General features: G+C 62.4%; 12 protein-coding genes (1 of these 12 only partly in view). 5 read left to right on the top strand and 7 right to left on the bottom strand.

Annotation, left to right across the window (positions count from 1 at the left end; genetic code table 11):
• Window positions 1–33: 33 nt before the first annotated feature.
• Together hpaE and TM1040_RS02755 are read right to left on the bottom strand one after the other, a co-directional pair.
• On the bottom strand, window positions 34–1545 hold the full coding sequence (gene hpaE, locus TM1040_RS02750; protein WP_011537083.1) for a 5-carboxymethyl-2-hydroxymuconate semialdehyde dehydrogenase: 1512 nt from the start codon (window positions 1543–1545) through the stop codon (window positions 34–36).
• Complete coding sequence (locus tag TM1040_RS02755; RefSeq protein WP_011537084.1) at window positions 1542–1937, bottom strand: 5-carboxymethyl-2-hydroxymuconate Delta-isomerase; 396 nt, start codon at window positions 1935–1937, stop codon at window positions 1542–1544. The genes hpaE and TM1040_RS02755 overlap by 4 nt, the downstream gene beginning before the upstream one ends.
• A gap of 128 nt (window positions 1938–2065) precedes the next feature.
• Between TM1040_RS02755 and hpaR the strand changes: the two genes are divergently transcribed.
• Complete coding sequence (gene hpaR / locus TM1040_RS02760) at window positions 2066–2500, top strand: homoprotocatechuate degradation operon regulator HpaR (protein ID WP_011537085.1); 435 nt, start codon at window positions 2066–2068, stop codon at window positions 2498–2500.
• Here hpaR and TM1040_RS02765 read toward each other — a convergent pair.
• The gene (locus TM1040_RS02765; protein WP_011537086.1) at window positions 2497–3759 is read right to left on the bottom strand and encodes a glycerate kinase type-2 family protein; all 1263 of its coding nucleotides are present in this window, start codon (window positions 3757–3759) and stop codon (window positions 2497–2499) included. The genes hpaR and TM1040_RS02765 overlap by 4 nt on opposite strands.
• Before the next feature lie 197 nt (window positions 3760–3956).
• On the opposite strand from TM1040_RS02765, the gene TM1040_RS02770 reads away from it, so the two are divergent.
• On the top strand, window positions 3957–4787 hold the full coding sequence (locus TM1040_RS02770) for a bifunctional allantoicase/(S)-ureidoglycine aminohydrolase (protein ID WP_011537087.1): 831 nt from the start codon (window positions 3957–3959) through the stop codon (window positions 4785–4787).
• A gap of 73 nt (window positions 4788–4860) precedes the next feature.
• On the opposite strand, the gene TM1040_RS02775 is transcribed toward TM1040_RS02770, so the two are convergent.
• The 3 genes from TM1040_RS02775 to puuE all read right to left on the bottom strand — a co-directional run bounded on the left by TM1040_RS02775 (window position 4861) and on the right by puuE (window position 8296).
• Window positions 4861–6300, bottom strand: coding sequence for a uracil-xanthine permease family protein (locus tag TM1040_RS02775; RefSeq protein ID WP_011537088.1), 1440 nt, complete (start codon window positions 6298–6300; stop codon window positions 4861–4863).
• A gap of 77 nt (window positions 6301–6377) precedes the next feature.
• Window positions 6378–6884 (bottom strand): ureidoglycolate lyase, encoded by a 507-nt coding sequence (locus TM1040_RS02780; RefSeq protein WP_011537089.1) that lies wholly within the window; start codon window positions 6882–6884, stop codon window positions 6378–6380.
• The gene (puuE, locus tag TM1040_RS02785; protein ID WP_011537090.1) at window positions 6881–8296 is read right to left on the bottom strand and encodes an allantoinase PuuE; all 1416 of its coding nucleotides are present in this window, start codon (window positions 8294–8296) and stop codon (window positions 6881–6883) included. Before puuE ends, TM1040_RS02780 begins: the two co-directional genes overlap by 4 nt.
• A gap of 199 nt (window positions 8297–8495) precedes the next feature.
• Between puuE and uraH the strand changes: the two genes are divergently transcribed.
• Window positions 8496–8852: a hydroxyisourate hydrolase gene (gene uraH / locus TM1040_RS02790; protein ID WP_011537091.1), complete on the top strand. Its 357-nt coding sequence runs from the start codon at window positions 8496–8498 to the stop codon at window positions 8850–8852.
• A gap of 72 nt (window positions 8853–8924) precedes the next feature.
• Here the strand turns inward: uraH and TM1040_RS02795 are convergent, their stop codons facing one another.
• Window positions 8925–9839: a LysR family transcriptional regulator gene (locus TM1040_RS02795; RefSeq protein WP_011537092.1), complete on the bottom strand. Its 915-nt coding sequence runs from the start codon at window positions 9837–9839 to the stop codon at window positions 8925–8927.
• 109 nt (window positions 9840–9948) lie between these two features.
• Here TM1040_RS02795 and TM1040_RS02800 point away from each other — a divergent pair, with 109 nt between their 5' ends.
• Both TM1040_RS02800 and guaD read left to right on the top strand, forming a co-directional pair.
• Entirely contained in the window at window positions 9949–11208 is a 1260-nt protein-coding gene (locus TM1040_RS02800) for a urate hydroxylase PuuD (RefSeq protein ID WP_011537093.1), read from the top strand.
• A 156-nt stretch (window positions 11209–11364) separates the two neighbouring features.
• Window positions 11365–12482, top strand: the 5' portion of a protein-coding gene (gene guaD / locus TM1040_RS02805; RefSeq protein ID WP_044026468.1) for a guanine deaminase. 187 nt of this gene lie beyond the right edge of the window; only the first 1118 of its 1305 coding nucleotides appear in the window; it begins with the start codon at window positions 11365–11367; its stop codon lies off the right edge, out of view.

Consider the following 12482-nt stretch of genomic DNA (forward strand, 5'->3'; position numbering starts at 1 on the left):
GCTCCCCGGGATATTTGGGAGAATCTGAAGGCCTCAGGCGCCGAGGCGGGGGATCTTGTGGTGGCCGGTGGCAAAGCCGATGTGTTTCTGTTCCATGTAGAACTCAAAGCTCCAGTCGCCGCCGTCGCGCCCGATCCCGGAAGCCTTGACCCCACCAAAGGGCGTAGGCAGGTGGCGGACGTTTTCCGAGTTCACCCAGATCATCCCGGCCTCAAGCTGGTTGGTGAAGCGCATGGCGCGGGTCACATCGTTGGTCCAGACATAGGCGGTGAGGCCATATTGGGTGTCATTGGCGATGTTCAGCGCCTCGTCTTCGTCGGTGAAGCGGATGGCGGTGAGGACCGGGCCGAAGATTTCCTCGCGGGCGATGGTCATCTGATTGGTGGCCCCGGTAAAGAGCGTGGGTTTGACAAACCAGCCGGTGTCGCCGTGGCGGCTGCCACCTGCGGCGACGGTGGCGCCATCGTGCCGCGCGATGTCGAAATAGGAGGTCACCTTGTCGAAGTGGGTCTTGTGAATGAGCGGGCCGACCTCGGTTTGGGGGTCAAGCGGGTGGCCGACCTTGATGCTGTTTACACGCGCGAGCAGTTTGGCCTCGAATGCCTCGGCGATGCTGTCCTGAATGAGCAGGCGCGAGGAAGAGGTGCAGCGCTCGCCATTCAGCGAGTAGATCATGAAGATCGCCGCGTCCAAGGCCCGGTCGAGATCGGCATCGTCAAAGACCACCACCGGGTTCTTGCCGCCGAGTTCAAAATGCACACGTTTCAGGGTCGGCGCGCCTTGGGCCATGATCATCGAGCCGGTTTTGCTCTCACCGACAAAGGCGATGGCCTTGATGTCGGGATGTTCGGTGAGCGCCTTGCCGGCCTCTTCGCCGAGGCCGTTGACGAGGTTCCAGACGCCGGGGGGCAGGCCCGCATCATGGGCGATCTCCGCCAGAATACGGGCCGTCAGGGGCGAGAACTCTGCCGGTTTATGGACGACGGTGCAGCCCGCGGCCAAGGCAGGCGCGATCTTCCATGTGGAGAGCATGAAGGGCGTATTCCAGGGTGTGATGACACCCACAGGGCCGATCGGCACACGGGTGGTGACATTCATCAAGGTGGGCGAGGGCAGCATCTGACCATCGCGGGCCGAAGGCGCACGGTCGGCAAAGAAGCGAAAATTCTCTGCTCCGCGCAGGGCCGCTTTGGACATGAAGCGCAGCGCCTGACCGGTGTCCCAGCACTCGCAGAGCGCGATTTCCTCGGCCCGTTCCACAATCCCATCTGCGATGCGGTGCAGGATCGCCTTGCGTTCGGTCGCGGGCAGGTCGCGCCATGCGGGGAAGGCGGCTTTGGCGGCCTGTGCGGCTGCATCTATGTCCTCGGACCCGCCGCGGGCCACCGAGCAGATCACGCTCTCATCCACCGGCGAGGTCGTTTCAAACGTCTGGCCGGAGGCGGCGGGGCGGGCCTCGCCGCCAATGAGGTTGGTGATGCCGGATTTTCGGTATTCTTCGAGAAAACCTGCGAGTTTGTCGAGGTTGACGGCGAGGTCGCTCATGCTGGGTCTCCTGTGCTCAGATGGTCGCGGATGCTGCCGCATTTGGGCGATAGGTCAGGGTCGATGTCGCGCATCTCGAGCGAGAGTGCGATTGGATGAGAGGCCATCACCGGCGCGAGAACGGCGCGGGCGGCGGCAAAGATTTCTTGGGTGGCGGCCTTGCGGGCCTCGAGCGAGCGACCGCCGCGCAGGCGCACCGAGATATCGAGATACATGTGATCGGGATTGCCATCAGCGATGCTGATGTGATCGGCGGCAATCGCGCGCACCCGCACGCCGGCCATGGGCAGGATGCCGGTATTGATCGCGGCGCGGCGCAGGGTGTCACACAGCTCTGGTAAGTCGACGAACTGCGCCAGGCGGGGCGCATAGTCCAAGGTGATATGGGGCATTCGGGTCCTCCTCCCAAACTGCTTAACATGTTATGTTTGTGCGGCATCCCTGTCAACGGGGGCGGTGAAAAATACTTAACTTTGATAAGTGATTGCCAAGTCTGGGTTTGGCGGCGATACAGGGGAGCATGACACATGCATTGCCCAGAACCGACAGATCCCTCCCGATTGCTTTGCTGCGCGCGCGCGAGCGGGTGATGGGGCCGGTGCGTCAGTTGTTGAACGGACAGGATCTGACCGAGCAGCAATGGCGGGTGCTGCGCGTGGTGCAGGAAAGCGGGCCGATTGATCCCACGCAAATCGCGGATCAGGCGTGTCTGTTGCTCCCAAGCCTCACGCGGATTCTGCAGAAATTGCAGGAAAAAGGGCTCATTGACCGGGCGCGGGATGAAACCGACCGGCGGCGGCAGGTGATTACCCTGACCGATGCGGGCATGCAGGTGATTGAGGCCAATATCGACGACAGCCTCGCCCTCATTGAGCGCACCCGCGAAAAGATGGGAGCCGAGGATTACGAGGCGCTGCTCGATCTGCTGCGCAAGCTCAACGGGCTTGATCTTTAGGGGCGTCTGAGCAGGATCTGCACGTCGGCCACATTGGTGCCTGTGCCGCCGATCGTTACCAAGGCATCTGCGGCCTTCAGGGCTGCATAGCTGTCGTTGTTGGCCAAGAGGGCCGCGGGATCAGCACCCGCGCGCGCGATCTCGGCCCAGGTGTCTGGTGTGACCAACCCACCTGCGGCATCTGTCGGCCCGTCGCGGCCATCGGTGCCCCCGGAGAGAAACACCCAGTCCCCTGCGAGGCTCTTTGCCGCCTGCGCGATCCTGAGCGCCAGCTCCTGATTGCGTCCGCCGCGTCCGGTGCCGCTGAGGCGTACGGTGGTCTCGCCGCCAAACAGGAGGGCCGTCGGGCGGTCCGGGGCGGGCGTTTGGGCCGTGTCCAGTATGCGCTGGGCTGCCTCAGCGACATCCCCGGTCAGGTCATCGACCAGATCCGGCACATGCCAGCCAAGGGCCTTGGCGTGATCGCGCATTGCTTCAAGGCTGAACCGGTTGGAACCGATCAGGACGTTTTGCGCAGCGGGCATCTCGCGCTCATCTTCGGGGGTCTCAAGATGGGTTTTGACCGCAGCGGGGAGCGCGTCCCAGAGGCCTTCGGCCTGCAAAAGCGCGCGAGCGTCGGCCTTCTGACCCAGGGGGGCAACCGTGGGACCGGAGGCGATGGCGCGTAGATCATCGCCGATCACATCCGAGAGGATCAGGGCCGTGACTTCGGCGGGTGCGGCGGCGCGACACAGACCGCCGCCTTTGAGCTGCGACAGCGCCTGACGGATCAGGTTCATCCGGTTGATCTCTAGTCCCGAGGCCAGCAGCATCTCGTTCACGGTGGCCTTGTCCGCAAGGCTGAGACCCGGAGCCGGGGCCACCATCAGCGCCGACCCTCCGCCGGAGATCAGCACAATCAGCTGATCTGCCGCGGTGAGGGTCTGGACAAGGGACAGCACCCGTGCGCCTGCGTCGGCGCTTGATTGATCGGGGACCGGGTGGGATCCGGCGATCACTTCGGCGCCAGGGACATCGGTGAGGTTTTCGGGATTGGTCACAACAAGCGCCGCTGCGGGCGGCTCTGCGAGCGCGGCGAGGGTTGCGCGCATCATTGGAACAGCGGCCTTGCCCACGGCGAGCACAATGCGCCGCCCACCCGGAGCCAGAGGCGCAATCGGCTCTGCTGCAAGCTGTGCAGCCACGGCGGCGGCGGGGTCGGCGCGTTGAATGGCGCAGTGGAACAGCTCCAGCGCGGTGTCTTGCATGCTCTGGGTCATCTGCGGCCTCTGTAGTTGTCCTTTGGGTTGCGGCATATTGCGCGGCCTTTTCCCGGCGGGTCAATGGGGCGCGGGAGCTGGCGCGACCGGCTTTCAAATCGAGCCTTATAATCCTTCATGCGAATGGGGGTATCATAGGGATTGGCCTGAGCGCCTTGGCGCGGTTTGATGGGCCTGCGAATTGAAAAGGTTATGCGATGACAAAACCCACCTATTATGCGCCCCATGGCGGGCTGCCGCCGCAGACCCAGCTCCTGACGGACCGGGCAATGTTTACCGAGGCCTATGCGGTGATCCCCAAGGGCACCAACAGCGATATTGTGACCAGCCTGCTGCCCTTCTGGGAGAAGGCCCGGTTCTGGGTGATCGCGCGGCCGCTGTCGGGCTTTGCCGAGACGTTTTCGCATTACATCGCCGAGGTTCTGCCCGGTGGTGGCTCCACACGGCCCGAAACCGAGGCAGGCGTGGAGGCGGTGCTGTTTGTGGTCGAAGGGCAGATGGAGCTGACCCTTGACGGGGCCACACATCAGATGCGCGAAGGCGGCTATGCCTTTGTGCCGCCAGCCTCGGATTGGAGTTTGAGGAACACAAGCGACGCGCCGGTGCGGTTTCACTGGATCCGCAAGGCCTATCAGGCGGTAGAGGGGCTTGAGGCGCCCGACGCCTTTGTCACCAACGAACAGGAGGTGACGCCCACGGCGATGCCCGGCACCGATGGCAAATGGGCGACCTCGCGCTTTGTGAACCCCGAGGATCTGCGCCACGACATGCATGTGACCATCGTGACCTTTGAGCCGGGCGCGGTCATTCCCTTTGCCGAGACGCATGTGATGGAGCATGGGCTTTACGTGCTTGAGGGGAAGGCGGTTTATCGGCTCAACCAGGATTGGGTCGAGGTGGAAGCAGGCGACTACATGTGGTTGCGCGCCTTCTGCCCACAGGCCTGTTATGCGGGGGGGCCGGGCAAGTTCCGCTATCTGCTTTATAAAGATGTGAACCGGCACATGCCGCTGGCGCCGCTGCGCTGAGTGACCTTCAACAGACTGTTATAAAATGAAAAAGGGCCGCGTGATGCGGCCCTTTTGCTTATTCTGGTGCCTCTCATTGCGCGTCGCGTGACGTGCCAAGCGATCCTTTGGAGTGGCCCGACATGCCGCCCGAGACCTCTTCGGTCGACTCGTCCGCCAGCTCTTCGGGCAGGATCAGGTTCAAGGCGATAGAGATCACGGCGGCGGGCAGAAGGCCGCTGGTCAGCAGGATGCGCGCGGTGTCGGGCATGTGCTGCAGCGCGCCGGGCTCCAGCTGCAGGCCAAGACCTACCGAGAGCGAAATCGCAAAGATCACCATGTTGCGCCGGTTCCAGTCCACATCCGACAGGATCGAGATCCCCGCAGCGACCACCATGCCAAACATCACGATGACACCGCCACCGAGCACCTCGATCGGGACCGTGCGAATGACCGCGCCGACCTTGGGAATGAGGCCACAGATGATCAGGAAGATCGCGCCGCAGGTGACAACATGCCGGCTCATGACGCCAGTCATGGCGATGAGGCCGACGTTCTGGCTGAAGGAGGTGTTGGGCATCGCGCCGAAGGCCCCCGCCAGCGCCGAGCCAAAGCCGTCGGCAAAGGTTGCGCCTTCGATTTCCTTGTCCGTGGCTTCGCGACCTGCGCCGCCTTTGGTGATGCCGGAAACATCGCCCACGGTTTCGACCGCGGATACAAAGGCCATCAGGCAGAAGCCCAGAATGGCGGCAAAGGAGAACTCAAACCCGTATTTGAACGGCTGCGGAAGAGCAAAGGCGGCGGCATTGCTCCAGCTGGCGCCAATCGAGTCAAAGCTGAGCATCCCCACCATGAGTGCGTAGATATAGCCGACAATCAGCCCCAGGAGCACAGCTGCCACGGAGAGCATGCCACGGGTGAAAAACTTGAGCCCGAGCGTGACCACGATCACCACAAGCGCCGCCGACCAGTTCAGAAGCGAGCCATATTCCGGCGTCCCGATGGCGGGCACACCGCCTGCGGCGTATTGGATGCCGACTTTGACCAGCGCCAGACCGATCATGGTGACCACAAGGCCGGTGACAAGTGGCGGCAGCGCAAAGCGGATGCGGCCAATCACCAGACCAAGGGCCGCGTGGAACAGCCCACCGATGAGCACGCCGCCAAAGAGCGCCGCCAGCGCATCCACGCCCTTGCCCGCAACCAGCGGAATCATGATCGGCAGGAAGGCAAACGAGGTCCCCTGCACGATTGGCAGCTTGGCCCCGACCGGACCAAGCGTCAGCGTCTGCATCAGGGTGGCGATCCCGGCAAAGAGCATCGACATCTGGATCAGGTACAAAAGCTCGGGAAAGTCGGGGGAGTTTGAGCCAAAGCCAAACCCGGCTGCCCCCGCCACGATGATTGCGGGGGTCACGTTGGAGACAAACATCGCCAGCACATGCTGGATGCCCAGCGGGATGGCTTTGCCCAGAGGGGGCATATAGTCGGGGTCGCGGAGCTGCTCCGGCGTCCCGATGGTTGTATCAGACATGTTCTGTTCCCTGTTGGTTGGGGGGATCTCCTGTCCTCATTGGGCGGGTCAGGATGATCCGGGGTGTGTGGCAGAGGCTATCCCTCCGCCGGTGCTGAAATTTCGGTGACGATCCAAGGCTCTTGGAACCAGTGTTCTTCGAGGTTGGCGCCATCGCCGATGCGGTCGATGACGATGTACTGACCGGGCTGCTGAAAGGGTGCGAGCACGCCATGCCAGGTGCCGCGATGCAGGTTGATCGACTGGCCCGGTGCGCTCAGGAAGGCTTCGGGCTGGCCGGGGCTGCCATCCGCGTCGGGGGCCACGATCACGATCATCGGCACGCCATCAAGCGGCACAAAGGCCTGGCTGCCCTCGGGGTGGCGTTCGACCAGCTCTACCTCGTAAGGGAGATGCCGCGCCTCGGAGACAAAGAGGCTGATGCCTGCGCGACCATCCGCAAAATCGAGCTGCGCGAGATCATGGTGGCGGCCGCATTTGCCCTGATTGATGATCTTGTCGGGCTCTGGCTTTGGCATCAGGAGATCGCCATAGGGGGCAAACGCCTCTGCCGTGAGGGGGCGGGCCGTGAGGGTGCGGCTCATGGCAGGAGGTCCATCAGGCGAAACTCTGCGATGCGCTCGACCTGTCTGCAGGCCTCGTCAAATTCCGCGGCGCGGTCATTGTCGATGCGGCGCTTGAAGGCCGCCATGATCGACGCCTTGTCGTGATCGCGCACCGCGATGATGAAGGGAAAGCCGTGCTTTTCCACGTAGGCGGTGTTGAGCGCGGTAAAGGTCTCGCGCTCCGCGTCGGTCAGAAGGTTGAGCCCGGCACTGGCCTGTTCCGAGGTGCTCTCGGCGGTGAGGCGTCCGGCAGAGGCGAGTTTGCCCGCAAGATCCGGGTGCGCGGTCAAAACGCCGAGGCGTTCGTCCTCGGATGCGCTGCGGAAGATCCGGCAGAGCGCATTATGCACGCCCGCCGCGCAATCATGCGCGGGTCCAAGTTCGAGATCAAAGGCGCGATCAGCAATCCAGGGGGAGTGCTCAAAGATTGACCCATAAGCGCCCACAAATGTGTCTCGGTCCATCTGGCTCGGGCGCTGGCGGCGCTGATGCGGATGCTCTGTGGCCCAATGTTCGGCGATATCGATGCGGCGCGGGCACCAGACGCCCGGATGGCTCTGGATATGGTCGATAAAGCGTTTGAGCGCGGCGATCTTGCCCGGACGCCCGATCAGGCGGCAGTGCAAACCGATGGTCATCATCTTGGGCGCCCCCGCCGCGCCTTCGGAGTAGAGCGTATCAAAGGCGTCGGTCAGATAGTCCCCAAAATCAGATCCCGTGACCCAGCCCGGCGCGGTGGCAAAGCGCATGTCGTTGGCTTCAAGCGTGTAGGGAATGATGAGCTGATCGCGCGCGCCCACCTCGAGCCAATAGGGCAGGTCGTCATCATAGGTGTCGGAGATATAGTCAAATCCGCCTTCCTCGGCGACGAGCCGCACCGTATTGGCGCTGCAGCGCCCGGTGTACCAGCCGCGGGGGCGGGTGCCGACCACTTCGGTATGTAGGCGGATCGCCTCTTTGATGGAGGCGCGCTCGTCGTCCTCGGCCATGTCCTTGTGTTCGACCCATTTGAGACCATGAGAGGCGATTTCCCAGTCGGCGTCCTTCATCGCCTTCAGCTGCTCGGGGCTGCGGGCAAGCGCACTGGCGACGCCGTAGATGGTCAGCGGGATGCCCGCGCCGGTGAACAGGCGGTGCAGACGCCAAAAGCCTGCGCGCGCGCCATATTCATAGATCGACTCCATGTTCCAGTGGCGCTGGCCCGGCCATTGCGCAGCGCCGGGGATGTCGGAGAGAAACGCCTCGGAGGCCGCATCCCCGTGCAGGGTGCAGTTCTCGCCCCCTTCCTCGTAGTTCAGGACAAATTGCACGGCGATCTTTGCGCCATTTGGCCAGGCAGGGTGGGGGGGCGTTGCGCCGTAGCCGCGCATGTCGCGGGGATAGCGTGTCACGTTGGGGTCTCCGGTTTTGAGTTCGTTTCATTGTTATACATGTGAAATGTCCCTTGGGCTTTACAGCAATTTTTGAAAGTGCTGTTTGATGCTCGTGCGTGCATCTCGGGCAGGGCGGGCGCATTATGGTGTGAAATTCAGCACCAAGGAGATGGCGCAGGGGCGACGCGGCCGCTGAGCCTCAGAGGAAAGGCGAGAGATGAGCGGATATCTGACCACACATGTTCTGGACACCGCGCGGGGCTGTCCCGCAGAGGGGATCGAGATCGCCCTTTATAAGGTGAGCGCCGGCGCGCGCGAGAAAGTTGCGCAGACCGTGACCAATAGCGATGGGCGCACCGATAGCCCGATCCTGCCTGCAGAGCGTTTTGCGACCGGCAGTTATGAGCTGGTGTTTTTCTGTGGCGACTACCTGCGTGCCACCGGCCAGGCGGGGGAGGACCCGCTGTTTCTCGATGAAGTGCCGATCCGGTTCGGGATGAGCGAGGCGGAGAGCCATTATCATGTGCCGCTACTGCTCTCGCCCTATGGCTACTCCACCTATCGGGGCAGCTGACGCATAGGTATGTGGGAAAAGAGGAAGGGGCGGGCTGCAGGGCACCGCCCTTTTTCATGTCCGAGGGGGGGCTCAGGCGGCGTCAGAGGGAAGGGAGGCGAGGATGTGATCGACCATGAAGTCCAAGAACAGGCGCACCTTGGGGTCCTGGTGGCGGCGGTGCATGTAAAGACAGGCCATCTGAATGGTGGCGGGAGGCTCATCTGGGAGCACCGGCACCAAGCGGCCTGACGCCAGATGTTCCGAGATTTCAAACACCGGTTTCAGGATGATGCCGTGCCCGTCGAGCGCCCATTGGGTCAAAACATCCCCGTGGTCTGATTCAAAAGGTCCGGTGACCGCCACACGGCGCAGCCCATCGGGGCCGTGCAGAGGCCATTGAAACTCTGGCGCGCCGGGGTAGCGCAGGTTCAGACAATCATGGGCGTCGGTTTTGAGCTCGGCGCTGGATGTTGGGGTGCCGCGCGCCTTGAGATAGGCCGGCGCGGCGCAGAGAACGCGCGGGCAGTCGGTGATCTTGCGGATCTTGAGGTTGGAATCCTCGGGCAATCCCAGAAAGAAGGCCGCATCAAGCCCCTCGGCAGCGAGGTCCAGTTTGCGATCCGACAGGCGCAGGCGAATATTGATCAAAGGATAGGCTGCATTGAACTGCGGCACGGCAGGCGCGATGAGGCGCTGGCCCAGCCCAAGGGGCGCTGCGACATAAAGCGTGCCACGCGGCGTTTGCGTCACGTTGGAGATGTCGGCTTCTGCCTCTTCGACGGCCTCCAGAATCTTGACTGCGCCGTGATAGAAGAGCTGCCCCTGTTCAGTGGGGTGCAGGAGCCGGGTGGTGCGTTGAAAAAGGCGCACCTTGAGGTGTTCTTCGAGCTGCGAAATCCGCGAGGAAGCCACGGCAGCAGAGATGCGCATGTCCCGTGCAGCAGCAGACATATTGCCAAGTTCGTAGACGCGGACGAAGGTGCGGATATTGTTCAGGTAGGCCATGTCGGGGATTTCATTGTTAGCTTATGTTTGAAGCAGCTTGGAATTTTTTCCTGATACACGAAAATACCGCGCGCGCCTAGGGTCAGGGCAAACGCGCAAGGAGTGAGCTATGCAAGAGCTTGTCATCATGTGGGACTGGCTGGGGTTTGCCGTCCGCTGGCTACATGTCATCACCGCGATCGCCTGGATCGGGTCGTCCTTTTATTTCGTGGCGCTGGATCTGGGGCTGCGCAAGGTGCCGCATCTTCCGGTGGGCGCGCATGGTGAAGAGTGGCAGGTGCACGGCGGTGGCTTTTACCACATCCAGAAATATCTGGTCGCCCCGGCCAATATGCCCGACCACCTGATCTGGTTCAAATGGGAGAGCTACGCCACCTGGCTCTCGGGGGCTGCGCTCCTGATGATCGTCTACTGGGCGGGCGGCGAGCTCTATCTCATTGACGCAAACAAGGCCGACCTGGCGCTGTGGCAGGGGATCCTGATTTCCGGCGCATCGCTGAGCGTGGGCTGGCTGGTCTATGACTTTTTGTGCAAATCCCCGCTTGGCGAAAAGCCGACCATGCTGATGGTGCTGTTGTTCGTGCTGCTGGTAGCCATGGGTTATGGTTACAACCAGATCTTTACCGGCCGGGCGGTGATGCTGCATCTGGGGGCCTTCACGGCGACCATCATGACGGCGAATGTGTTCTTTATCATCATGCCGAACCAGCGCATCGTGGTAAAAGACCTGCAAGAAGGGCGCACGCCGGATGCAAAATACGGCAAGATCGCCAAGCTGCGCTCGACGCACAACAACTACCTGACCTTGCCGGTGATCTTCCTGATGCTCTCCAACCACTATCCGCTGGCCTTTGCCACCGAGTACAACTGGCTGATTGCGGCGCTTGTGTTCCTGATGGGGGTGACGATCCGTCACTACTTCAACACGCGGCACGCGGGCGCGGGCAATCCGACCTGGACCTGGCCCGTGACGATCCTGCTGTTCATTGCCATCATGGCATTGAGCCAAGCGCCGCTGGTGCAGGACACCTATGAGGAGTCCGAGGCGCGTACACTGACCCAAACCGAGCTGGCTTTTGCTGGCTCGGAGCATTTCGAGGACGTGATGAATGTGGTGCCGGGACGTTGCGCCATGTGCCACGCGCGCGAGCCTTATTACGACGGCATCCGCCGCGCGCCCAAGAATGTGTTGCTCGAAACACCGGCAGATGTCGCCAAATACGCCCGGCAGATCTATCTTCAGGCCGGGGCGACCCATGCAATGCCGCCTGCAAATGTGACCTATATGGAAGAGGACGAGCGCGCGCTCATCCGTCAATGGTATGCAGATGGCGCGGCAGAGCTGCCCTTCTATCTGGCGGGCAACTGACCCTCTTCCTCCCCCTTGCCCTCCGCTATGTCCCCACATTGATCCGGGGCACCGGATCTCGCTGACCGCCCGACCTTGCGTTGCTCCCAAAAGGGGCGCGACGCGGGCCTGCGCTGGGCGCTGGGGCTCTCTCCTAGTTTACGAAAGGCGAACCTGATGTCCGCTGATGCCAAGATCCTGCGTGGCCGCACGCTGACTTTTCATGCCGAGCCCAACGGGCCAGATGATACCGCGGCCTATACCTGTCTCGAGGATGGCGCGCTGCTGATCCGCGATGGTCGCATTGCCGCTCATGGGGCCTATGCCGAGGTTCTGCGCGCCGCGCCCGAGGCCGAGGTGGTCGATCACCGCCCACATCTGCTGATGCCGGGCTTTATCGATCTGCATCTGCACTTTCCGCAGGTACAGGTGGTGGCCTCTTGGGGCGAGCAGCTGCTCGATTGGCTCAACACGTATACCTTCCCCGCCGAGGTGCAGTTTGCCGACAAGACCCATGCGGACCGGATGGCGCGTGCGTTCTTTGATCTGGTTCTGAGCCACGGCACCACCACCGCGGTGGCCTTCTGTTCGGTGCATCCCGCCTCGGCCGAGGCCTATTTTGCCGAGGCAGCGCGCCGCAACATGCGGATGATTGGCGGCAAGGTGATGATGGATCGCAACGCCCCCGACGGGCTGCGCGATACGGCCCGACAGGGCTATGACGAAACCAAGGCTCTGATCGAGCGCTGGCACGGCAAGGGGCGGGCCTCCTACGCGATCTCGCCGCGCTTTGCGATCACCTCGACCCCGGACCAGCTGGAGATGGCAGGTGCCCTGGTGGCAGAGCACCCGGATGCCTATGTGCAGACACATCTCTCGGAAAATCGAGACGAGATCGATTTTACACTGAGCCTGTATCCGGATGCGCCAGACTACCTTGGCATCTACGAGCGCTACGGGCTGGTGCACGACAAGACACTCCTGGGCCATGCAATCCATCTGGAACCGCGCGAGATTGATCTGCTGGCGGAGGTGGGTGGCAAGCCGGTGTTCTGCCCCACGTCCAACCTGTTTCTCGGCAGCGGACTCTTTGATGACGGGGGACTGCGGGCCAAGGGCATCCAGAACGGGATCGCCACCGATATCGGGGCGGGCACCAGCTATTCGATGCTGCAGACCCTCAATGAAGGCTACAAGATCCTTCAACTGCAAAACCAGAAGCTTCACCCACTGAACGCGTTCCACTGGATCACCCGTGGCAATGCCGAAGTCCTGGGGCAGCTGCAGGAGATCGG

The sequence above is a fragment of the Ruegeria sp. TM1040 genome (genome assembly GCF_000014065.1).
Taxonomy (GTDB): domain Bacteria; phylum Pseudomonadota; class Alphaproteobacteria; order Rhodobacterales; family Rhodobacteraceae; genus Epibacterium.